Genomic DNA, 22,527 nt, shown 5'->3' with positions numbered 1-22,527 from the left:
GAGCGCGCCAGCGAGAAGGCCGCCCGATCTCCGGCGAGCGCGAGCGGCGGCTCGGGCCGCGCCAGAGCCCCGCGGACGGCGCCTCTCCGGTACGGGCCGCCGACGGACGGCTCAGGCCCCGGTGCCCGGCGCGACGGCGCCGGCACGGAACGCCTCGACGAGCTGCTCCGACGCCGTGTAGGGGTCGATCTCTCGCCGCGCGACGGCGCGCACCGCCGCGTCGAGCGCGGGCCCGAGCGCGGCGACCGCGGCGTCGGTGAGCGCGTCGCGGAGCTGCACGTGCATCGCCTCGCGGAGGCGCTCTTCCCGGCGCGCCGCGCCGGCCTCGGTCCCGAACAGCCACGCCCGGTGCGCCTCCAGCCTCGCCACGAGCGCCGCCACGCCCTCGTTGCGCGTGGCCACGGTCCGCACGATCGCGGGCCCCCATGGCCCCTCGGGCGGCGCGCCGCCCGGAGCCGCCGGCTGCGCCGCGCGGGCGTGGAGCGCCGCCGCGCTGTGCCCGCGCGCCGGCCCGGTGGCCCTCGCCACCTCGCCGCCGAGGGCGATCATCAGCTCCAGGTCGCGCACCGCCGCGTCGGCCCCGTCCCTGTCGGCCTTGTTCACGGCGAAGACGTCGGCGCACTCCAGGATGCCGGCCTTGATCGCCTGCACCTCGTCGCCCATCCCCGGCGCCGCCACGACCAGGGTGGTGTGCGCCATCCGCGTGATCTCCAGCTCGTCCTGCCCGACCCCGACGGTCTCGACCAGCACGACGTCCGCGCCCCACGCGTCGAGCACCCGCGCGACGTCCGCGGCCGAGCGCGATAGCCCTCCGAGCGCGCCGCGGGTCGCCAGCGACCGGATGAACACATCGGGATCGCCGAAATGGGCCTGCATGCGGATGCGGTCGCCGAGGATGGCGCCGCCGGTGAACGGGCTCGTCGGATCGATCGCGACCACGGCGACCCGGCGCCCCTGCTGCCGGAACGCGCCGATCAGCCGGTCGGTGAGCGTGCTCTTGCCCGCGCCGGGGTTGCCCGTAACGCCGACGACCCAGGCGCGGCCGGTATGGGGGAAGAGATCCTTCAGGATCGCGACGTGGTCGCCTGCGCGATCGTCGACGAGCCTCAAGGCCCGCGCCGTCGCGCGCGTGTCGCGTGCGAGGACCTTCTCTGCGAGCGGATGCACCCGAGCGGTCTACGCGCGGCGAACCGAGGACACAACCGGGCGCGCGCGCTCTGGCCCCTCCCTACCTCGCCCCGCCGCCGGCCGTGCCGTCTCCAGCCTGGCCCCCCTCGCCGGCCTCCGCACCGCCGGCCCCGCCCTCGCCGGCCTCCGCACCGCCGGCCCCGCCCTCACCGGCCTCCGCGCCGCCGGCCCCGCCCTCACCGGCCTCCGCGCCGCCGGCCCCGCCCTCACCGGCCTCCGCGCCGCCGGCCCCGCCCTCACCGGCCTCCGCGCCGCCGGCCCCGCCGTGCCCGTCGGTCGGCGAGGCACCCCCCCCGGCCTCTCCTCGGTCCACCATCGGCCGCGTCTCGCCGCACGCGACGGCGAGCAGGGCAGAGAGCGTGATGCAAGCGGTGACGGCGAAGGCGCGATTCCACATGGCGCACGTTCTGGAACGTCGCGCCCGCGAAATCCAGCGGCGAGCTTCCGTCAGGGGGGCGCGGGCCGGTCGAAGCGCTGCCACCGGCCGTCGATGAGCCGCTCGTGCGGCAGGTACCGCGCCTTGTAGACCAGCGGCGAGCATTTCTCGACGTACAGGCCGAGGTAGAGGTAACGCAGGCCCCAGGTGCGGCAGAGCTCCACCTGCTTCAGGATCGAGAAGACCCCCGGGCTCAGCGGCTCGAGCTCGGGGTCGTAGAAGGAGTAGACCGCCGACAGCGAGTCCTGCCCGCGGTCGACGATCGCGACCCCGACGAGGCGCCCTCCGATGTGGTAGCGCATCTCGAACGTCTCGCAGCAGCTGTCCACGAGGAACGCCTCGTAGCCGGCGGCGCCGAGGGGGCCATCGTCGCGCATCAGCCCCCGGCCGTGCTTGTGCAGGTTGTACAGCGCGATCTTCTGCCGCGTGATCGTGGGCGGGCCGATCTCGACGTCGATCACCTGCTCACCGCGGCGCAGCACCCGGCGCTGCGTGCGCCCGGGGACGAAGTCGCGCACGACGATCCGGATCGGCTCGCAGGCGCGGCACGAGGGGCACTCGGTGCGGTAGAGCAGCTTGCCGTGGCGGCGGTTGCCAGCGGCCAGCCTGCGGTCGAACTCCGCGCGCGTGAGGGGCCGGATCGGCACCCGGAGCGGCATCCGCGCCTCGGCCTCGGGGAGGTACGGGCAGGGGCTCACCTCGTCGTGGACCGTGAGCTCGAGCGGAACCGCTACCTCGTCGCGCCGAGGGCGCTCCACGTCATGCCCCGATGCCGCCTCTCGCTCGCCCGATGACCCCATGTCGCCGCTGATCCGAGCGCTCGAAGCCTCATCGAGACGCTGGCCGCCAGAGCCAGGGGAGGCGGTTTGTGCGGCCACGTCAAGCAAAACCCCGGGCGCGACCGCCGCCGCGCGTAGCGCCGGTGTCCCCTGCACCCTTCGTCCGTCCGTTCCAGCCCTCTACGCGCTCCTGCTTCGCCCTTTTTGCGCACATACACATACATCGGCACACGTGACTCGCGACCGCGTCCCCCGCAGCCCGTGCGGGCGCTGGTGGTGCGGCCCTTTGGGGGCTCACCGGAACGGCTGAAGTGCAGGCGAGCCACAAAAGGGGCTCGCCGGAACGCAAGCCCCGGAGGTGAGCCCCCAAAGGGCCGCACCACCCGGGCGCTCGCGCGCGTCCCCCCTTTCCCTCGTGCCCGCGGGCCGGTATGACGCCGCGCGCGCGCCCGCGGAGCGGCGGTCCCGGGAGGGTCCCGCCCGGCGCGAGCACCTCAAGAAAGGCCGGATGTTTTGGACCTCACAGGAAAGCAGCGCCGCCACCTCCGGGCGCTGGGGCATCACCTCGACCCGATCGTGCAGCTCGGCAAGGCCGGCCTGACCGACGGCGTCGTCGCGGCCGTCGACGCGGCGCTGGAGCAGCACGAGCTCGTGAAGATCCGCCTGGGCACCGAGTGCCCCGACGACCAGAGCGACGTCGCCGACACCCTCGCCGAGCGGCTCAACGCCGGGGTCGCGCAGCTCCTCGGCCGCACGATCCTGCTGTACCGGCGGCACCCGAAGGAGCCGAAGATCAAGCTGCCGCAGGGCAACTGACGGCGATCGCCCCCGGCCGCGCGGCACGCCCGCGCGGCGGGAGCCGGCCTCGGGCGCGCCCCGGATCGCCGGGCCACCCGGGGGCCGCGGTCACACGTGCCGCAGCGCGGGGCGCTCCGAGAGCAGCTGATCGAGCCAGGCGTTCGACAGCTTCTCCTGCACCGTGTTGGCCCGGAGCCGCGCGGCGAGGTTCTTGAAGTCGACGTGATCGATCGGCTGATCCTGGTTGAAGCACGAGAAGATCAGCGTCTCCTTGCCGGTCTCCGGATCGACGTGCCGCTGGAGGCACTGCGCGCAGACCTCCTTCAACATGCACTGCATCGGCGAGTTGATGCTGGCGATGCCCACGTGCTTCGGATCGAGGTGGGGCGCGAGCGCGCCGTGCCGCGCCTCGCGCACGGCGTTCATCATCTTGTCCGAGCCGATGGCGATGATGCGCCGGACCTCGGAGAGGCACGCCAGCTCGCCGCCGATCCGGCGCTCCGCGTACGCCTTCATCGCCTCGACGATGTTGCCGCGGAAATGGCGATCCGTGGGCCGCCGCGGGGCGATCTCCGCGCCGCCGTCCGTGCACCAGATGACCTGATCGGTGGCCACCTCGATGTCGTCCTGCTTGAAGAGATCCTCGCCCCGCCGGTAGCCGGCGAAGTAAATCACGCGGGCGCCGCGCGCCTTGAGCGCCTTCGCGATCGAGAACAGCACGGCGTTGCCGAGCCCGCCGCCCGCGAGCAGCACGGTCTCTCCCTCGGGGATCTCCGTGGGCGTCCCGGTCGGCCCCATCACGACGACCTGCTCGCCCGGGCGCAGGGCCGCGAGCAGCCGGGACGACGCGCCCATCTCGAGCGCGATGAGCGAGAGCAGCCCCTTCTCCTTGTCGACCCACGCGCCGGTGAGCGCGAGCCCCTCCATCGCGAGCCGCGTCCCCCGGACCACCGGCGAGCGCACCTCGTAGTTCTGCAGGCGATAGAACTGCCCGGGCTCGAACTTCCGCGCCGCCGCGGGCGCGCACACGACCACCTCGACGATGGTCGGCGTCAGCCGCACGACCCGCTCGACCACCGCGACGAAGTCGTGGTCGAGGCGGGCGAACAGGTCGCGCCTCCGCGCGTCGCGCGCCGCCTGCGGCTCCTCGCCGAGCCGCGCGAGGTCGCGCCGGAAGAGCGCGACGACGTGGGGGTACGCGTCCTTGGCGCTCGCCATCGCCCGCACGACGCTCCCCGCGTAGTGCGGGTGGTTGTCGCCGTAGAAGCTCACGGCGTGCTCGCCGTCGTTGTAGCTCGTGAAGAAGCCCTCCCTCGGGTAGGCCGGCTCGACCTTGAGCGCGCCGTCCTCGCCGACGTACGCGCGGTGCGGCTGGAAGAACTGCCGCCACTTGTCGAACGCAAACGACCCGGGCCGCTCCTTCTCGTACGTGACGTTGGGGCTCGTCCCGGCCGCCACGCACACGGTGCGGGCCGGGATCGTGACCGTCTCGCCCGCGCTCCGCCACTTGCCGTCCACGAGCTCCTGGCGCTCGAACACGAGCGACGCCACCGCCCCGCGCTCGTCGAGCACCGCCTCGACCGGGGCGAGGTTCTCGATGTAGCGGATCCCCTCCTCGAGCGACTTGGCGACCTCCTCGTGGTTCAGGCGGTAGGCCGGCGAGTCGATGAGCCGCTTGCGGTACACCAGCGAGACGCCGCCCCACGCGTCGATGAGCGGCTGGAACCGCGGCGGCCGCCCCTCGCGCGCGGCGCGCGCGCGCTCGTCGCGGATCTCCTCGGCGTGGCGCCGCTGCTCCGCGAGGAACTCCCGCTCCTCCTCGTCGAACATCGCGAGCACGGACGCCTCGCCGCGCTCGGCGATGAGCGCGTCGAGCCGGTCGGCCGTCTTCTCGACCTGCACGACGTAGTACGCGGCGAGCTCGGTCGCGGTGTCGATCGCCGTCAGGCCGCCGCCGATCACCACCGCCGGCAGGCGCACCTGCAGGTTCGCGAGCGCCGAGCGCTTGTAGGCGCCGGTCAGCTGGAGCGCCATCAGGAAGTCCGAGGCCTTGCGGATGCCGCGCGCGAGGTTGTTCTTGAGCGGGATGATCGTCGGCCGCCCCGCGCCCGCCGCGATCGCGACGTGGTGGAAGCCGAGCCGGAAGGCGTCCTCCAGGTCGATCGTCCCGCCGAACCGCACGCCCCCGTAGATCCGGAGCAGCCGCTGCCGTGCGAGCGTGATGTAGAGGACGGTGAGGAAGTTCTTATCCCACCGCACCGTGATCCCGTACTCGCTCACGCCGCCGAAGCCGAGCAGGACGCGCTCGTCGAGCTCGGTGTAGAGCTTCTTGAAATCCTTGATCGGCCGCGGCGGGCGCGCCTCGTCGCCCGTGAGCTCGACCGGCAGGGGCTCGATCTTCAGCCCGTCGATCGCCGCGCACGCGAAGCCCTCGCGCGTGAGGTGGTGCGACAGGGTGTAGCCGGCCGGGCCGAGGCCGACGACCAGCACGTTCTTGCCGTTGTACGGCAGCGCGTGCGGCCGGAGCACGTCGAGCGGGTTCCACCGCGTGAGCAGCCCGTAGATCTCGAGGCCCCACGGGAGCGAGAGCACGTCCGTGAGCACCGCCGTCTCGACCTGCGGGATGTCGACCGGATCCTGCTTCTGGAAGACGCACGCCTTCATGCAGTCGTTGCAGATGCGGTGCCCGGTGCCCGGCGCCATCGGGTTGTCGATGCAGACGAGCGCGAGCGCGGCGAGCGCGTCGCCCCGCGCCCGCATGGAGTGCATCTCGCTGATCTTCTCGTTGAGCGGGCAACCGCGCAGCTCGACGCCGAGCGGGTTCGCCTTGATCGCCCCGGTCTTGTCGCGCAGGCCCTTCGAGCACGAGTCCTTGTCGCGGTCGTGGCAGAGCAGGCAGTAGTCGACCTGGCCCTCGACCTCGCGGGCGCCGGCGCGCCGATCGGTCAGCGTGAAGCCGTCGCGGTCCCGGCGCTCGTGCTCCGGACCGACGAGGAGCTCGGCCGAGCTCGCGCCGCCGTTCAGGCCCTTGCGGCGGATCTGCACGAGCTCCTGATGGTCGAGCGCGCGCGGCGCCTTCAGCGTCGGCCAGCGCCGCGCCGGATCGTGTTCGTCGCCGCGCCGCGCCGCGAGCCACGCCTCGACGGCGTCGAGGGCGAGCGCGACGACCGCCGCGTCCCCGGCCTCCGAGGGCGCCGCGCCCCCGACCGCCGCCGCCTGCGCCGCGCGCTCCGCGAGCGCCGCGTCCTCCAGCAGCGCGGCGCGGACCTTCGCCGCGCGCGCGCGGAGCTCGTCCGTCCACCGCGCGCCGCCGGCCTTCGCGGCCTTGCGCGCGACCTCGTCGACCTCGATCAGCGCGAGCACGGCGCGCGCGACCGCGAGCTCCTCCGCGTCGGTGCCGCCGTCGAGCGCGCCCGTCGGCGCGCCCACGGCCGCGAGCGCACGCCGCGCCGCGTGCGCCGCCTCGACGGGCGTGCCCTGCCACGACTTGCCGGCGCTCGGCTTGAACAGCCGCTTCTTCGAGAACTCGCGCTTGAAGTCCCAGAGCACGCTGCGCGAGAGGGCCGCCTCGACGAGCGCCTGCGCCTCCCGCTCGACGCGGAACAGCGAGGCCACGAAGCGCGCGACGTAAGGCGCCGCCGCGAGGAGCGCCTCGGAGATCTGCTCGGGGGTGAGCGCGGGCCGGTCCGCGGCCTCGCGCGCGGCGCCCGGTGCCCCGGAGGAGAGCGCCCGCTCGGCCCGCACGGCGGCCCGGTACGCGTCGAAGCGCGCGTGAGCGTCCTCGTTCGACGCGCGGAAGTACTCGTCGAAGCGCTCCGTCAGCTCGGCGAGCTTCGCAGGCTCGAAGAGATCGGCATAACCGAAACCAGGGACGCCGAGCTCGAGCTCGGAAACATCGGAGGTCGCCTGGACCCACGAAGAGAAGTCAGCCTGCACTTCAGCGTTCGCTTCCATACCCGCGGCAAATGCTTTCATTTCAAGGGGTTCGCTCACCCGAACGGCGGAACACTGCAAGATAGCACCGGGCGGTCCGCCCGACCTGCCCTTCGGGGATGATGCTGCACTTAGGGTGCTCACCGGAGGAACTGAAGTGCGGGCGAGCAACAAACGAGGCCCGCCGGGACGCGAGCCCCGGAGGTGAGCGACTCGATCGCGGCCCCCCTGTCGGTCGGCTGGAGGAGCGGCGCACGGCGCGCCTGTCGCGGCCTTCGGCGCGTCGGCCGGCGGACGCTCACCGGGCCGCGAGGACGGCGGCCCGGGCGAGGCGGCGGCCGGAGCGTCGCGGTCAGAAGCCCTGCGAGACCACGCGCTCGATCGTGTGGGTGGAGATGTTGCCGGCGATGACGTCGGGATCCCGCAGCAGCGCCTGGTGCAGCGGGATGTTCGTGCGGATGCCGCCGATGATGAACTCGTCGAGCGCGCACCGCAGCCGGGCGATCGCCTCGGCCCGGTTCGCGCCGTGCGCGATCACCTTGGCGACGAGCGAGTCGTACGAGCTCGGCACCCGGAAGCCCCCGTACACGCCGGAGTCGACGCGGACGCCGACGCCGCCGGGAGAGTGATACTCCGTGATGAGCCCCGGCCACGGCGCGAACGTGCGCGGATCCTCGGCGTTGACGCGGCACTCGATGGCGTGGCCGCGGAAGCTCCAGGGCCGCGTGTCGGGGAGCGAGATGCGCTCGCCCGCGGCGGCGAGGATCTGCTGCGCGACCAGATCGACGCCGGTGACCATCTCGGTGACCGGGTGCTCGACCTGGACCCGCGTGTTCATCTCCATGAAGTAGAGCTCGCCGCGCTCGTCCATCAGGAACTCGAGCGTGCCCAGGCCCGTGTAGCCGGTCTCGAGGATCGCGCTCCGGATGATCTCGCCCATCCTGGCGCGCTTCTCGTTGTCCATCGCCGGGCTGGGCGACTCCTCCATCACCTTCTGGTGCCGGCGCTGGAGCGAGCACTCGCGCTCGCCGAGCGTCCACACGCCGCCGTGCTGATCGGCGAGCACCTGGAACTCGATGTGGCGCGGCGACTCGACGTAGCGCTCGAGGTAGACGTCCGGGTTCTTGAAGCCGCTCATCGCCTCCTGCGTCGCGAGGTCGAACGAGCGCTGCACCTCGCCGGCGTGGCGGACGATGCGCATGCCCCTGCCGCCGCCGCCGCCGGAGGCCTTCATGATCACCGGGTAGCCGACCCGCTCGGCCTGCTCGGCCGCGTCGGCCGCGCTCTTCAGCACGTCGGTGCCGCTCAGGAGCGGGATGCCGAAGCGCTTCGCGACCGCGCGCGCGGAGACCTTGTCGCCCCACGTCCGCATCGCCTCCGCGCTCGGCCCGATGAAGGTGAGCCGGCACTTCTTGCAGAGCTCGGCGAACTTCGCGTTCTCCGAGAGGAACCCGTAGCCGGGGTGGATCGCGTCGGCGCCCGTGACCTCGGCGGCCGCGATGATCTGCGGGATGTTGAGGTAGCTCTTCGACGCGTCGGCCGGGCCGACGCACACGGCCTCGTCGGCGAACCGGACGTGCAGCGCCGCCGCGTCCGCCTCGGAGTGGATCGCGACCGAGCGGATGCCGAGCAGGCGGCAAGCCCGGATGACACGCATCGCGATCTCGCCGCGGTTGGCGATCAGGATCTTCTGGAACACGGCACCCTTGCCCCCGGGCAGCGCTAGCTGCGCCGCACCTTGAAGAGACGCTGGCCGAACTCGACCGGCTTGCCGTTGTCGACGAGGATCTCGACGATGGTGCCGGTGCAGTCCGCCTCGATCTCGTTCATCAGCTTCATCGCCTCGATGATGCAGAGCGCCTGCCCCTCGCGGATCGCGCTGCCGACCTCGACGAACGGGGGCGCGTCAGGCGACGGAGATCGGTAGAACGTGCCGACGAACGGCGAGGTGACGTACGTGGCCCCCTCGTCGCTCGCCGCGGCGGCGGCCGCCGGCGCTGGCGCGGCCGCAGGCGCGGGCGCCGGCGCCGGCGCGGCCACAGGCGCGGCGGCCGGCGGCGCGACCGGCGCGCTCTGGACGTGGAGGGCGGCGGGCGCGAGCTGTGTCACCACGCCCTGGGGCGCGACGCCGCCCCGCGTGAGGCGAATGCGAACGTGCTCGTCCTCGAACTCGAAGTCGCTCACGTTGCGCTTCTCCAGGAGGCGCACCAGCACACGCAACTGCTTGAGGTTGATGTTCATTGAAGAAGGACGTTCGGCCATCGATGTTTGCCGCCTTTCAACCAGAGTGACGGCGCATGTTCAATCTCTTTCGTCGAGGCGCTGCTTCTCCAGGTGCCCGAGCAGCCCGAGGAGCGCCAGCACGTAGGAGCTCGGGCCGAAGCCCGCGACGCGCGCCATGCAGGCCGGCGCGATGCGGGAGCGGCGACGAAACGGCTCGCGGCCGTCCGGGTTGGAGATGTGCACCTCGACGGTAGGGAGAGCGCTCGCGCGGATCGCGTCGTAGAGCGCGATCGACGTGTGCGTGTACGCGCCGGCGTTGAGGAGGATGCCGTGGAAGCCGCGATCGCCGGCGTGGCTGATCGCGGTCACGAGCTCCCCTTCGCAGTTCGACTGCATGCACGACACCGAGGCGCCGTGGGCCTGAGCGGCCTCCTCGACGGCGCGGTGGATGTCATCCAGCGTGGCCGTGCCGTAGATCGCCGGCTCGCGCTTGCCCAGGCGATCGAGGTTCGGGCCAGAGATGACCGAGATGCGGAAGCCGCTCAGGAGAGCTCCTTCAGCAGCACCGGGACCCGGGTGCGCAACAGGTACCGCGCCTTGCCGATGTTCGCGTCGGGCGACATCGAGAAGGCCACGAAGTACGAATCGTTCACGACGCGGATCAGCGTCGTCACCTTCTCCGCCTGGATCGCGATCTCGGCGGCGTTGCCCGCGTCGAGCATCTCGGCGGCGCGCCGGATCGACTTCAACACGACGCTGAACTCCGCGCCGATGGTGGTGATGTCGAACGCGGCGCCCGGCTTGGAGTAGCTGTCGACCGCGATCCCCTCGAAATCCATGAGAAGGGTCGCAATGCCGCCCTCGGTGTTCTCCACGACTTCCTTCAGCAGGGCCTGGAACATGCGCCGAGACTACCCAAGCGCGGCACGTTCGGGAAAACAAACAAGCGCGGCTCGATGGTCCGCGCCTCCACCCGGGCGGGGCGAGCCTTGCGCGCGCGTCCCCGGCCGCCCGCGCCGCCCGGCGGATGCGCCGGTGACGCGCGCGCAAGGCTCGCCCCGCCCGCCCGGCGGCGGCGCGGAGAGGTTGAGGAGAGGTTGAAGGAGAGGGCGCTTTGCCTCTTGCATCCTGGTCCCAGCCGGGCGATTCCCGCCCCTGGGGGCCCGCTCCAAAGCACGCCTTGACCCTTGTCCCGGCGAGCGGCTAACGTGCGGCCGTTCTTTCGCCCCGCGGCGCGTCCGGGGGCGGACCCCGCCGACGCGTCTCGCCGGCGGGACGGCGTCAACGTGGTCCGGGAGCGGCGCGTGCCGTCCCCCCCCAGCTCATCAAGACAAAGTAAGGACGGCCCAACATCTATGCGTGCGCGAGCCGGGGATCCCCCCCGCACGATGCCCCAGAAGATCCTCGCCGGGCGGGCGACGGATCCGCAGCTGCGCGGTGATCTGGTCCAGGTCAAGGTCGACCAGGTGATCCTCTCCAGGGCGCCATCGCGCGCGCTGGCCGAGGCCATCGCCACGGGCATGAAGAAGACGCCGGTCGAGGTCGCCGTCGCCTATGACGGCACCTGCGTGGCCGACGCGAGCTCTCTTCGGGACATCGACGAGGGGAGCCCGCACTCGGTGTCGCCCGAGTTCCCGTCCTACAACATCCCGATCGCCCGGCCGGGCATCGGCTTCCCCGCGCCGGTGCACCTCGAGCGCTTCGCGGCGCCGGCGCGGCTGGCCCTCACCGACGACCCGCGCCTCGCGACGGTCGGCGGCATCGGCATGCTGGCGCTCGTCGTCTCGCCGAGCCAGCTCGGGCAGGCGCTCGCGACGGGCTCGGCCTGGCTGCGGCCGCCCAGGAGCGTGCAGATCCACCTCTCGGGCAAGGTGCGGCCGTTCGTGTGCGCGAGGGACGTCGCGCTCGAGCTGCTCCGCAGGAACCTCGACGAGATCGTGCGGCGCATCGAGGGTGAGCACCACGCGCCCGTGATCCTCGAGTTCGCCGGGCCGAGCGCGCGGCTCCTCTCGGTGGGCGATCGCGCGGTGCTCTGCGGCATCGCGCCGCAGGTGGGCGCGGCGGCGGCGCTGTTCGTGAGCGACGAGAAGACCGAGGTCTTCCTCCGCGATCAGCGCAGGTCGAAGGCCCACCGCGCGCTCGTGCCGGACCCGGGCGCGCCCTGCGAGGAGGTCGTCTCGATCGACCTCGGCGCGGTCGACCCCCTGCTCATGGACGAGGAGGGCGTCGTCCGGCCGGTCCGCGATCTCGCCGGCAAGCCGGTGTCGCAGGTCGTGCTCGGGGGCGACTCCGGCGTGACGTTGCGCGACATGCTGGCCGCCGCGCTGCTGCTCAAGTCGAAGCGCGTCCCCTCGCGGCTCGATCTGCTCGTCGCGCCGCCGTCGCGGCAGGTGCTCGAGGTGCTCGCGCAGTCGGGCGCGCTCGTCGATCTCGTCGCGACGGGCGCGCGCATCATCGAGCCGGATCGGCGCGTCGTGACGTCGGAGATCTACCCGCCGCCGCCCGGCGGCGTCTCGCTGCGCACCGCGGATCCGGAGCCGCGCATCGCCGGCGCGCCGGCGTTCGTCGTGGCCTCGGCCGAGACGCTCGCCTACGCCGTGGCCACGGGCGCCGTCGGCGATCCGCGGTCGTTCAAGCGGCCGGTGCGGGTGACCGTGCCGCGGGCGCTGCCGACCGACGACGTGCTGATCCTCCGCGACAAGAAGGGGGAGCAGGTGAGCACCAAGAAGCCGCCCGCGGCGCCCCCGGCGGTGCCGTGGAAGGGGCCGCTGACGCTCGACGTGCTCGCCGGCGTGCCCAAGCCGAACGGGCGCGCGACGATCGGCGCGCGCGCGCGCAAGGCCCCTGCCGTGGTCGTGGCGGCCGCGCTGGCCGCCGACGAGAAGGCGCAGATCGCGCCGGCCGCGGACGAGAGGGCGCAGGCCGCGCCGGCCGCGGACGAGGGGGCGCAGGCCGCGCCGGCCGAGGACGAGAAGGCGCAGGCCGCGCCGGCCGAGGGAAAGACGACGGGCGGGCTCGCGCTCGTGCTGTCGACGCTGGACGAGGTGCGGGCGGTCGCGGAGCGGGCGACCGATCTCCAGGCCGTGCGCGCGGTGGTCGCGCCGTTCGTCCCGAGCACGGCGGTGTCGGCGTTCGCGAGCGAGGGGATCGCCACGTTCCTCGTGGGCGCGGACGCGCTGGGCAGCATCAAGGAGCAGAAGAGCGTGGAGCTGCCCGCCCCCGCGCAGTGGGGCGATCGCGTCGCGGCGGTCTTCGGGAGCGAGCGCGTCGAGGTGGCCTGGCTCGCGACGGGCCTTGAGCGGAGCTGGACGCACGCGGGCACGGTGCGGCAGCCGTCCGGCGCCAGCAAACCGGCGCGATAGCGGGGCCGCGCTCCCGGTGGGCCGAGCTCCCGGCGAGGCGCGGGCTCCTCCCCCACCGGGAGCGAACGGGATCAGGGCGCCGCGCGCACGGGGGAGAGCGGGGCGAGGAGCTTGATCTCGCGCGTGAGGTCGCGGAAGCGGATCTGCTGCTCGTTGATCTGCATCTCGAAGACGATCACGCGCTTCGTGATCTCGTCGAGGCGCGCGGACGCCTTCGCGAGCCGCTCCGTGAGGTCGCGCCGGAGCGCGTCGGCCGTCCTGTTCTTCTCGATGGCGCGGAGGTTCTGCCGGAGCTCGTGGCTCTGCTGCTCGAGGTGCTGCCGCTCCGCGATCAGCTTGTCGAGCTCGTCGAGCGCGGGGCGCAGCTTGCCGCGGACGTCCCAGGCCTGCCCGAGCTGCCTCGCCACGGCCGCGTCGGCGCGCGGGTCGTTCAGGTAGGCCTTCACCGCGTCGTCGGCCAGCTGGCTCAGCCAGTCGATCTGCTGGCGGAAGGTCCGCCGCTCGTCCACGTCGAGCACCGCCGTCCCCCGCCGCGGCACGTCGATCGGCACGAGCGCGCTGCCCGTGCCGAGGTTGTCCTCCGTGCCCTTCGGGGGGCCGTGCAGCCGCGTCCCGTGCAGGCGCGGGTGCTTCACGAGCGTCCGCGCCGGGAGATCGCCGCCGTTGCGCACGGCGTACTTCGTGTGGGTCACCCAGTCGCGCTCGATCTCGAGCGCCCCGCCCTCGATCTTCGCGAGGCGCGCGCCCTCCGCGTTCTCCTCGCGCGTCGTGTCGACCGCGAGGCTCCGCTCCAGCGCGAACGGCACGGTCGTGGTGGCCCCGGGGGGCAGCGGCTCGACCATGCCCTGACCGAGGAACGCGCCGTCCTCGAAGACCGCGATGGGGCCGCGCTCCAGGAGGCCCTTCGTGTCGTTCGTGAAGCGCGCGACGCGGAACGGGTGCGAGCTCGACGCGGGCACGCCGCCGTCGGGCGCGAACAGGAAGATCGACTCGCCGGGCACCTGCTTCGCGAGGAGCAGGACCATCGTCGCGCTCCTGTCGGGGATGTCGACCGGGAACGGGATGTCGTAGCGCGTCGTGCCCGCCTCCATCGCGACCGCGGCGAGGGCGCTCACGTTGCGCGGCGGAGACGGGTTCATCGGCGCCGCTTCCGCGGGCATCGCCGATGGCTTGAGCGACTCGGCCCGCTTGACGGCCGGCGCCGCCGGGGCCGGGGCCGGCGCGCGCGCAGGGACGCCCGCCTTCAGGCGCCGCCGCTTGGCCTCCAGGTCGAGCGCGCCCGCGCCCCGCCCGCTGTGGCTGCCGCCCGGTCGGTCCGCGTCCTCATTGAACGCGTACGCGTACCCCTCGCCCTCGTCCGCCGGCGCCGCGGGCTCGGACTGTGGGGCGGGAGGTGGCGGCGGCGCAGCCTCGGCGGCCAGCGTCGTCTCGCTGGTCGGCACGGACACGATCACCTCGCCCTGATCGCTGACGATGGGGCGCGGCGGGATCGCCGCCTGGTCGAGCGTCGCCTGGAACGCGAGCGGCGCGCCCGCGACGAGCGAGAGCTTCACCCCCTTCCAGTCCTCGCCCGACAGGTTCTGCACGATGCCCCACGCCTGGAGGTGCGCCTGCTTCGCCCGCGCGCCCGGCTCGCCGCCCGCTCGCCCCGCCGCCCCGATCACGAGGCGGTACGAGGGCCGCCACACCGGTGTCTCGGCCACGTAACCGACCACGAGATCGTGCTCTCGCCCGTCGAGCGTGAGCTTCACGTCCTCGAGCTCGTCCTTCTTCTTCGCGCCCCGGTCCCGCGGCGGCTCGGGCCCCTGCGTCATCTCGGGCCGCGGCGCCCCGGGCGCCTCGTCGTCCTCGTCGACGAGCTCGACCGGGAACGACGCGCTCCGGACGCTGCTGCCGCCCGCCTCGATCACCGCGAGCGTCGCCAGGAAGTCGCCGACCTTCTCCTTGCGGACCCGGAAGGTCACCTGGTCGGCGTCGATGAGGCCCCGGCGCTCGAAGTACGCGACGCCGTTCCTGTAGATGACCACGCGCCGGAGCGCGAGCCCCGAGGCGTCCACGTCGGGGCCGCGCGCGCAGCCGGCGAGCAGCGAGAGGGCGAGGAGCAGGCCTGAGCCCGCGCTCGCGACATCGTACCGTCTCATCTTGTCCCTTGGCTCTCTTCGCTCAGCTGTCGGAGGGCGCCGTCGAGGCGCGGCGCCAGTCGGGCGGCAGGTCGAGAAAGCCCTCGTTGCAGAGGAACTCGTAGAGCCCCTCGCAGACCTCGCCGCAGATCATGCTGAAGAGGTGCGGATCGGTGATGAAGAGGATCGTCTCGTCCCGCTCGGCGCCCGCCGTGTCGGCGAGCTGCGCGACCAGCTCGTCCTCGGCGAAGCCGACGAGCAGCACCATCAGGTGGCGCTCGAACGCCGCGCGGAAGCGGAGGAACGCGTCGCTCGTCACCTTGTACGCGAACGCCCTGCCCTCGAACGTGCGGGCGTCCCGCACGACGCGCGCGGCCACCTCGCCGAGCCGCGGGGCGAGCCGCACGCTGAAGAAATCGACGAGCACCGCGTGCACCACCGAGACGATGCGCCGGAGCTCGCTCGAGCGGCGCGACAGGAAGGCGTCCTGCATGTCCTTCGTGAGCTTCGCGAGCAGCTCGAACGACTGCTGCCGCGCCTCCTCGGACGCGAACTCGAACCCGCCGAGCTCGGCCTCGATCCGGTTCTTGTAGCGGGTCAGCACGTAGAAGAGCGCCTGCTCGCCGTGGTGGATCACCTTGGGCGCGCCGTCGCGCCCCCGCGTCTTCTCGTGGAGCTCGGACTGGAAGAACAGGCGGGCGAGGTTCCTGTGGATCCTCTTGAGCCGCCGCTCCACGAGCAGGGAGATGCCGTCCTCGCGGATGACCCGCTCGAGCAGCGCGCGGAGGATCCGCTCGTGCGAGCTCTGGATGGCGTCGAGGTCCTTCGTCCCGCGCGGGGCCGCGCCCGCGGAGGCCTGGATCACCTTGAGCTGGGCGACCACCTGCGCGGTGACCGCGTCGAGCTCGGGGTTGGTCTCGAGATCGGCCTTGTAGTGGACGATGCGGGCCTGCATCTGCTCCTCGAGCAGGCCGAGCGCCATCTCGGTGATTTGATCCTTGAGCGCCTGGCTGACGTGCTCACCGACGCGCCGCGGCGCGTCGGGCGGGAGCGATCGCGGCCGCTCCGACGCGGTCGGCTCCCCGGGCCTCGCCGCGGGGCGCGACCGGCCCGCAGGCGGCGGCGGTGGAGGGTTCCGAGGACCCGGGGCCATGAACGGAGAGCATACCGGAAGTCGGCCGCGGTGTGCGGCTTTGGCGGAGCGGCGCGACTCGGAGTAAGACGGCGACCATGTACACGGTCGCTTCACGCACGCATGACCGGGAGCCCGGGGGAACACGCGCCGCGCCCTCCGCGCCGCTCGGGGGGCATTCACGTCGAGCTCGCCGGCTCCTCGCGGCGCTCGCGCTCGCGGCCTTCGGGGCCGGATCGGGCTGCTCACGCGAGGGCGACGGCCAGCCGCCGCCCCCGCGCACGCCGGAGCCCGCGGCGCGGCCGCAAGCCCCCGCCGCGAGCGGCGCGCCGGCCGGAGGCGGCGAAGGGAGCGCCGCGCCGGCCGCCACGGCCGCCGCCGCGGAGGGCAGCGCGGCGGCGGCGCCGGCCGGGCGCCCCGCGAAGACGAACGTGCTCGTGATCTCGATCGACAGCCTGCGCGCGGACATGCCGTGGAACGGCTACGCGCGGGACATCGCGCCCACGCTGACCGCGTTCGAGAAGGAGGCCGTCAGCTACACGCGCCACTACGCCGTCTCGTCGTACACCTCGATGAGCGTCGGCGGCTTCCTCGCCGGCCGCTACCCGAGCGAGGTCGATCGGAGCGGCTACTTCTTCGGCAACTACCCGGACAGCGTCCTCATGTTCCCGGAGCTCCTGCAGAAGGCCGGGGTGCGGACGATGAGCGCGCACGCGCACTTCTACTTCGACAAGAAGGCGGGCTTCCGGCAGGGCTTCGACGTCTACGAGATCGTGCCGGGGCTCTCGGCGGACAACACGACCGACCGGAACGTCACGAGCCCGAAGCACCTCGAGCTCGCGATGAAGATGCTCTCCGACAAGGCCAACATTTCGGGCACCTTCTTCGCCTACTTCCACTTCCTCGATCCGCACGACGTGTACATGACGCACGAGGAGATCGAGCCGTTCGGCAAGCGCGCCCGGGACAAGTACGACGGCGAGGTCAAGTTCACCGACATGCACGTCGGCAAGCTGCTCGACTTCGTCGCGCAGCAGCCGTGGGGCAAGGACACGACGATCATCGTGACCGCGGACCACGGCGAGGCGTTCGGCGAGCACAAGATGTACCGCCACGGCTTCGAGGTGTGGGACGTGCTCGTCCACGTGCCGCTGATGATCAAGGCGCCCGGCATCACCCCGCGCCGGATCGACGAGCCGCGCAGCTCGATCGATCTCGCCCCGACGATCCTGGAGCTGACGGGCGCCCCGCCCGAGCCGTCCTTCCAGGGCAAGAGCCTCGTACCCGAGCTCTACGGCGCGGAGCCCGAGCCGCGCGACGTCATCGTCGACCTGCCGCGCACGAGCGACAACGACCGGCGGAGGGCGCTCATCCACGGGCGCTACAAGCTCATCGCGTACGGCGACGACGACGCCTTCGACCTCTTCGACGTGGTCGCGGATCCCGGGGAGCTGAAGGACCTCAAGCGAGAGCAGAAGGCCGTCTTCGAGGAGATGAAGGCGCTCTACAAGGAGCGCTCCGCCGCCATCAAGGACGTGTGCCCGAAGAACACGGCGAAGCTGAAGGGCAAGAAGAAGCACAAGAAGTGCTAGAGCGCCGGCGGAGCGGGCGCGGCGGCGGCCATCGTGACCGCGTCGCCCTCGCCGACGCCGCCCGCGGCGCGCCCCGCGAGGCGAGCCCTCGCCGACGCCGGCCGCGCCCCCCGTCCTGTGGGCACAAACTGCACTCGGTCGGGACGAGCGCCGCCTCGTCTGCCGCGTCGCCGCGGAAGCTGCCGCGGATCGCCTTCCGCGGCATGTGAAGGCCCACCTCGCCGTGGCGGATCAGCGGGCAGCTGCCCGGCGGAAACTCCGGCGCTGCGCTCCGCCTTCGGCGCCGACCTCTCCCCCGGCGCATCCGCCCCCTTCACCTGCGGACCGGACCCTGCATGGAGAGGCCGCCGTGAGCAATTCAAGCACCCGAGGCAGGCAGAGCACCGCCGCACATTCGCCGGCATCCCGCGCGCCGCGCACGAGCCCGATGCATCGCCAGGAACGAGAAGATCGCAACCAGCCCGGAAGGCTGCGCAGGGAGGCAGGGCCACCCCGGCCCCCGCAGGCCGCCGCGCGGCGGGCCCGCGCGGGCGAGCTCGACGAGCCGTTCACCTCCGACATGATGGACGCCGAGGCGGCGCCGCCGCTTCGCGGCAAGGTGAACCCGCGCAGCGAGCTCAGCGACGTGATCCCGACGCTCGACGACGAGGTCCGGGGCTACCACCACCACCCGAACGACGCCGGCAGCATCGAGTTCGAGGTGAACCCCGACGCCGCCGACGCCGCCGCCGATCTGGCGAGCGATCTGGGAGCGGAGTTCCTCGAGGGCGCGACGAGGGGCCAGGACCTCAGCGAGGTCATGATGTCGCACGAGGACGAGGAAGGCGATCTGCCGTATCTGCTGGAGGACGAGGAGGTCGAGGCCGCGGGGCGAGAGTCTGAAGGAGACGAGGAGGTGGAGGATCAACCCGTCACCGAGCGGGTGAGACGGCACGCGCGCGGATAGGCGGGGCGTGGCGGGCCGCGCGCCGCACCAGCGCAGCCCGGCCGCGCGGCGTGCCCGCCGGCGGCGGCGCGCTGGCGGCGGCGCGCTGGAGGAGGCCGCGCCGGAGCGCGCCTCGGGCCCCGCCCGGTCACGCCTGGCCGAGCACGGGCAGCTCCGCCACCACCTCCCCGTCGATGCGGATGAACGCCAGCAGGCCCTCATCCTCGTAGGCCAGCACGTCGAGCACGATCCGCTCGCACAGCGGCAGCACATACAGCGCGCCGTCGTCCGCCATCACGGTCATGGATCGCACAGGTGCGCTCGCCGTCGGCAGCATCTCTGTGGTCCGTCGTCGCGCATCCATGTCGCTTGAGCTCCCAGGCTTCAATCGAGCCCCGGCCATCGCCGGCGCCACGAGGCTAGAGGGCCTACCCGCCCTCCCACCAAGCGCCTTCCGTGCCACGGCGCTCGCGCCAGCGCGTCAAATCCGGAGGCGTTCCATGGCGACATACGCGTTCGCCCTCGATCCGCCCCGCTGTGTCACGGCGGCCCGGCGAGGCGCGACGCCGCACCCCGCCCTCGGCGGAGCGAGGCGGGGACCAGACGCCCCGGACCCATGATTTCAGGCCGTCTCGGGTCTCTCCGGGGACCGCGGCTCGGCGCGCCCCGCTCGCCCGTCGCGCTCACCGCGGCCGGCGCGCGGCGCCGACGTCCGGCGCCGATGCGGCGGACAGGACCTTTCGCGCGAGCTTGGAAACGCCGAACTCCAGCACGCCCGGATCGAGCCACGCCGCCTTCTCGTAGGGGGAGGCAAGCTTTGCCCGGCAGCGCCAGGGGGCCGGCACCTCGGCGCGCGCCACGGTCACGTCGAGCCTCCGGTGCGTGAGGATGTGGCGCACGCGGGCGATCTCGCGGAGCGGCGCGTCAGGAGCGACGCCGGCGCGCTCGAGGAGCGCGCGGGCGTCCGCGAGCGCGGGCGCCTCGACCATGGGCGGCTCCCAGAGCCCGCCGAACAGGCCGCCCTCGGCGCGCCGGACGAAGAGCACGCGATCACCCGAGCGCACCACCGCGGCGACCATCGCTACCGCCGGGACATCGCGCTTCGGCGCGATCACGGGCAGCTCCGCCTGCCGTCCCTGGGCGCGCGCGACGCACGCGCCGTCGACAGGACAGGCGTCGCACCGCGGATTCCGGGGCGTGCACACGGTGGCGCCGAGCTCCATCAGCGCCTGGTTGAAGCGTCCTGGTTGGACGCTGCCGGCCGCGGCCCGCACGAGGCGCTCCGCGGTCGACCAGAGCCTGCGCGTGCCCGCGGCGCCGCGGATGTCGTCCTCGATGCCCTCGACGCGCGACAGCACGCGGGCGACGTTGCCGTCGACGAGCGGCGCCGGCTGATCGTAGGCGATGCTCGCGATCGCGCCCGCGGTGTACGCGCCCACGCCGGGCAGCGCGCGGAGCGCGGACACGTCGCGAGGGAGCGCGCCGGCGTGGCGCACGGTGACCTCGCGCGCGGCGAGGTGGAGGACGCGGGCGCGGCGGTAGTAGCCGAGGCCGCTCCACAGCGAGAGCACGTCGTCGATCTCCGCGGCGGCGAGATCGAAGACCGTCGGGTAGCGGGCGAGGAAGCGCTCGTAGTACGGGATCACCGTCTCGACGCGCGTCTGCTGGAGCATCACCTCGCTGAGCCAGATGGCGTACGGGTCGCGCGTCCTCCGCCACGGCAGATCGCGCGCCACGCGGCCGAACCAGGCCGCGAGGGCGGCCGCGATCTCACGATCCCGCTCGCCCGGCTCGACCTCCGCCCCCGGCGCGTCCGGCGGCGGCGGGCCCGCGCCCCGCTCGCCGGCGCCGCGCTCGCCGGAGGCGGCGCGGCCGCGGCGGGGCGCGCGGCGCTGGCCTGCGCCCGCGGGCGCTCGCTTCGCCGTGCTCACGCGCGAAGGGCCCGCTCGGCGCCGAGGGGCCGGGCGCTCGGCTCAGAAAACGCTTCCATCGCGCGGGACTCTAGCGCAAGAGCCGACCGCGGTGTCGTGCCGGCGCCCTCGCCTATCGTCGTATCTCCCTCGGGCCGCGCGCCTCTGCGCCGCCCTGCTCGTCGGGTGCGCCACCTCGGGGTGCCGCGACGCGCCGCGCCCCTGGGAGGGCCAGGCTGGACCTGCGCCCGTGCTCTCGGCGACGCCGCCAGAGGCCACGGCGCTGGTCGAGGCCGGCGAGCTGCCGGAGGCCGCCGCCCCCCAGGCCGAGGGCGACGCCGGCGCGCTCGAGGATCCGGATCTGCCCGTCCCGCCGGTGCGCGTGGGCGGCCCGTGGGTGCGCTGCTATGGCAACTTCCGGCTCTCCGGCGACCCGCGGAAGGACGTCACGCGCCTGTCGCTGCTCTGCGGCCCGGCGAACGGCATGCGGCGGCTCTCGCCCGAGGCGATCGAAGGGCACGTGGCCGAGGGCGGCGCGATCGTCACCGAGAAGCTCCAGCTCGTCCGCGGCGCTTGCTACCGGGTGTTCGCCGTGGGCGGACCGGGGATCATCAACCTCGACGTCGCCGTGCGCAGCAGCCGCGGCGCCATGGTCGCGAGCGACGGCAGCGAGGACGCGTGGCCGATCGTCCAGCCGGATCGCCCCGTCTGCGCGCTCGAGGACGACGACGGCGCCTCCGTCGAGATCAGCGCGAGGCGCGGGGCGGGCCGGTTCGCGGCGGAGGTGTGGGTCCTGAAGTCGTACAAGCGAACGCCGGAAGATGATGTTTACGAGGACCAGGACGCCTATGACGGGCTCTGAGCCGCCGGGTCGGCGGGGGGCGACGTCCCGGTCAGCGCGGCGTCCCGCCCGCGCGGGGCGTGAAGGAAGAGCCCTCTCGCCCGCCGGGCGCGAGCGAAATGCTCCCCATCTTCATCAAAATCCGGCAGATCCATGGCCCATGGCGCGACGCCGGCACCCCGCACGAACCCCCGCATTGACGTGGCCGCCCCGTCCCGCTAGGGGAGCCCGAGCCATGGCCGACGACACCGACCCGCCCCGCGACGACGAAGGGGACAAGGTGGAAGGCGAAGGCGAGAAGAAGCGCCTCTTCGAGCGTGCCATCCCGGAGATCTTCAAGCGGGTGGTCGAGCGTGCCGTCGAGAGCGGCATCGACAGGCTCAGCGAGGGGCCGGAGAACCTCCGGAATTTCGTGGGTGATCTCAAGCTGCCCAAGGAGGTCCTCCATTACCTCTACACCCAGATCGACGACACCAAGAACGGTCTCTACCGGGTGGTGGCGAAGGAGATCCGGGACGTGCTCGAGCACACCCAGTTCGCGGACGAGATCACGAAGGTGCTGACGAAGCTCTCGTTCGAGATCAAGACCGAGATCCGCTTCGTTCCCAACGATGCGGCCAAGAGAGACGACAGCCAGGACGAGGCGAGGACCGGCCTCCCAAAGCCGGAAGTGAGCGCCCAGGTGAGTGTGAAGGACAGAAGCAAAGAGACCGGGCGAGACCGGCGCCGCGAGGAGAAGTGACGACGAAGAAGCTCAGGACCGGTGGCGAGGTCGACGCGTGGTGCACCAAGTGCCGCCTCGACCTCACCCATCGGATCATCGCCATGGTCGGCGACGTGGTGAAGAAGGTCGAGTGCAAGACCTGCATGTCGCACCACCTCTACCGCCAGCCGAAGAGCGAGCGGGAGAGCCGCGCTGCCGCGCGCGCCGCCGCGCGCAGCAGCGAACCGAGGTCGTCGTCCTCGTCGCGCGCAGGGGGCGTGGAGCGCCTCACCGCTGCGCAGCGCGCCGAGCGCGACCAGACGCTCGCGTGGGAGCGCGCCATCGCGGGGCAGCCCTCCGGGGCGTTCAAGCCGTACCGCATCAACCTCACCTTCGGTGAGGGCGAGCTCATCCACCACAGCAAGTTCGGCGACGGCGTGGTCGCGAAGGTCATCGATCGGGGCAAGATCGAGATCCTGTTCAAGGATGGGCCCCGGACGATGGCGCACGGGCAAGTCTAGACCCGCGCGGCGCCGGCGAGCTCGACCGGCGGCGCGGGGGCCCAGAACTTGGGCCCGTCCGCAC

Annotated in this window: 20 protein-coding genes; 7 read left to right on the top strand and 13 right to left on the bottom strand. The window is 72.9% G+C overall.

Annotation, left to right across the window (positions count from 1 at the left end):
- Positions 1–111: 111 nt before the first annotated feature.
- The 3 genes from meaB to WMF31_RS18505 all read right to left on the bottom strand — a co-directional run bounded on the left by meaB (position 112) and on the right by WMF31_RS18505 (position 2,382).
- Positions 112–1,167 (bottom strand): methylmalonyl Co-A mutase-associated GTPase MeaB, encoded by a 1,056-nt coding sequence (meaB, locus tag WMF31_RS18515; protein WP_436603218.1) that lies wholly within the window; start codon positions 1,165–1,167, stop codon positions 112–114.
- A 61-nt stretch (positions 1,168–1,228) separates the two neighbouring features.
- Positions 1,229–1,585, bottom strand: a complete 357-nt coding sequence (locus WMF31_RS18510; RefSeq protein WP_436603217.1) for a hypothetical protein — start codon at positions 1,583–1,585, stop codon at positions 1,229–1,231.
- A gap of 50 nt (positions 1,586–1,635) precedes the next feature.
- Positions 1,636–2,382 (bottom strand): arginyltransferase, encoded by a 747-nt coding sequence (locus tag WMF31_RS18505; protein ID WP_436603216.1) that lies wholly within the window; start codon positions 2,380–2,382, stop codon positions 1,636–1,638.
- A 534-nt stretch (positions 2,383–2,916) separates the two neighbouring features.
- On the opposite strand from WMF31_RS18505, the gene yhbY reads away from it, so the two are divergent.
- Positions 2,917–3,219, top strand: coding sequence for a ribosome assembly RNA-binding protein YhbY (gene yhbY / locus WMF31_RS18500; RefSeq protein WP_436603215.1), 303 nt, complete (start codon positions 2,917–2,919; stop codon positions 3,217–3,219).
- Positions 3,220–3,309: 90 nt separating this feature from the next.
- On the opposite strand, the gene WMF31_RS18495 is transcribed toward yhbY, so the two are convergent.
- The 5 genes from WMF31_RS18495 to WMF31_RS18475 all read right to left on the bottom strand — a co-directional run bounded on the left by WMF31_RS18495 (position 3,310) and on the right by WMF31_RS18475 (position 10,259).
- Positions 3,310–7,155 carry an FAD-dependent oxidoreductase gene (locus WMF31_RS18495; protein WP_436603214.1) on the bottom strand — a complete coding sequence of 1,282 codons (3,846 nt, stop codon included), beginning with the start codon at positions 7,153–7,155 and terminating at the stop codon, positions 3,310–3,312.
- Between the two features lie 331 nt (positions 7,156–7,486).
- The gene (gene accC / locus WMF31_RS18490; protein WP_436603213.1) at positions 7,487–8,833 is read right to left on the bottom strand and encodes an acetyl-CoA carboxylase biotin carboxylase subunit; all 1,347 of its coding nucleotides are present in this window, start codon (positions 8,831–8,833) and stop codon (positions 7,487–7,489) included.
- Positions 8,834–8,856: 23 nt separating this feature from the next.
- On the bottom strand, positions 8,857–9,375 hold the full coding sequence (gene accB / locus WMF31_RS18485) for an acetyl-CoA carboxylase biotin carboxyl carrier protein (protein WP_436603212.1): 519 nt from the start codon (positions 9,373–9,375) through the stop codon (positions 8,857–8,859).
- 60 nt (positions 9,376–9,435) lie between these two features.
- Positions 9,436–9,879, bottom strand: a complete 444-nt coding sequence (locus tag WMF31_RS18480) for a type II 3-dehydroquinate dehydratase (protein ID WP_436606574.1) — start codon at positions 9,877–9,879, stop codon at positions 9,436–9,438.
- Between the two features lie 20 nt (positions 9,880–9,899).
- Positions 9,900–10,259: a roadblock/LC7 domain-containing protein gene (locus WMF31_RS18475; protein ID WP_129348210.1), complete on the bottom strand. Its 360-nt coding sequence runs from the start codon at positions 10,257–10,259 to the stop codon at positions 9,900–9,902.
- Between the two features lie 486 nt (positions 10,260–10,745).
- Between WMF31_RS18475 and WMF31_RS18470 the strand changes: the two genes are divergently transcribed.
- Positions 10,746–12,719, top strand: coding sequence for an aconitase family protein (locus tag WMF31_RS18470; RefSeq protein ID WP_436603211.1), 1,974 nt, complete (start codon positions 10,746–10,748; stop codon positions 12,717–12,719).
- Between the two features lie 71 nt (positions 12,720–12,790).
- Here WMF31_RS18470 and WMF31_RS18465 read toward each other — a convergent pair whose 3' ends face one another.
- A complete protein-coding gene (locus WMF31_RS18465; protein ID WP_436603210.1) occupies positions 12,791–14,860 on the bottom strand; it encodes a hypothetical protein in 2,070 nt (689 codons plus the stop codon).
- 22 nt (positions 14,861–14,882) lie between these two features.
- Positions 14,883–15,992, bottom strand: coding sequence for a hypothetical protein (locus WMF31_RS18460; RefSeq protein WP_436603209.1), 1,110 nt, complete (start codon positions 15,990–15,992; stop codon positions 14,883–14,885).
- 77 nt (positions 15,993–16,069) lie between these two features.
- On the opposite strand from WMF31_RS18460, the gene WMF31_RS18455 reads away from it, so the two are divergent.
- On the top strand, positions 16,070–17,563 hold the full coding sequence (locus WMF31_RS18455; protein WP_436603208.1) for a sulfatase: 1,494 nt from the start codon (positions 16,070–16,072) through the stop codon (positions 17,561–17,563).
- Here the strand turns inward: WMF31_RS18455 and WMF31_RS18450 are convergent.
- Positions 17,560–17,688, bottom strand: coding sequence for a hypothetical protein (locus WMF31_RS18450; RefSeq protein WP_436603207.1), 129 nt, complete (start codon positions 17,686–17,688; stop codon positions 17,560–17,562). The two genes, WMF31_RS18455 and WMF31_RS18450, sit on opposite strands and share 4 nt — an antisense overlap.
- 302 nt (positions 17,689–17,990) lie before the next feature.
- On the opposite strand from WMF31_RS18450, the gene WMF31_RS18445 reads away from it, so the two are divergent.
- On the top strand, positions 17,991–18,509 hold the full coding sequence (locus WMF31_RS18445; RefSeq protein ID WP_436603206.1) for a hypothetical protein: 519 nt from the start codon (positions 17,991–17,993) through the stop codon (positions 18,507–18,509).
- Between the two features lie 127 nt (positions 18,510–18,636).
- On the opposite strand, the gene WMF31_RS18440 is transcribed toward WMF31_RS18445, so the two are convergent.
- Positions 18,637–18,792, bottom strand: a complete 156-nt coding sequence (locus WMF31_RS18440; RefSeq protein ID WP_020736650.1) for a hypothetical protein — start codon at positions 18,790–18,792, stop codon at positions 18,637–18,639.
- Between the two features lie 379 nt (positions 18,793–19,171).
- Positions 19,172–20,419 carry an A/G-specific adenine glycosylase gene (mutY, locus tag WMF31_RS18435; protein WP_436603205.1) on the bottom strand — a complete coding sequence of 416 codons (1,248 nt, stop codon included), beginning with the start codon at positions 20,417–20,419 and terminating at the stop codon, positions 19,172–19,174.
- Between the two features lie 229 nt (positions 20,420–20,648).
- Here mutY and WMF31_RS18430 point away from each other — a divergent pair, with 229 nt between their 5' ends.
- The 3 genes from WMF31_RS18430 to WMF31_RS18420 all read left to right on the top strand — a co-directional run bounded on the left by WMF31_RS18430 (position 20,649) and on the right by WMF31_RS18420 (position 22,463).
- Positions 20,649–21,260 carry a hypothetical protein gene (locus WMF31_RS18430; protein ID WP_436603204.1) on the top strand — a complete coding sequence of 204 codons (612 nt, stop codon included), beginning with the start codon at positions 20,649–20,651 and terminating at the stop codon, positions 21,258–21,260.
- A 214-nt stretch (positions 21,261–21,474) separates the two neighbouring features.
- Positions 21,475–21,981: a hypothetical protein gene (locus WMF31_RS18425; protein WP_436603203.1), complete on the top strand. Its 507-nt coding sequence runs from the start codon at positions 21,475–21,477 to the stop codon at positions 21,979–21,981.
- Complete coding sequence (locus WMF31_RS18420; RefSeq protein WP_436603202.1) at positions 21,978–22,463, top strand: hypothetical protein; 486 nt, start codon at positions 21,978–21,980, stop codon at positions 22,461–22,463. The genes WMF31_RS18425 and WMF31_RS18420 overlap by 4 nt, the downstream gene beginning before the upstream one ends.
- Positions 22,464–22,527: the final 64 nt, after the last annotated feature.

The organism is Sorangium sp. So ce1036 (genome assembly GCF_051369805.1).
GTDB lineage: Bacteria > Myxococcota_A > Polyangia > Polyangiales > Polyangiaceae > Sorangium > Sorangium cellulosum_F.
The sequence above is the reverse complement of the archived record's forward strand: the minus strand, read 5'-3'. Positions and strand labels throughout refer to the sequence as shown.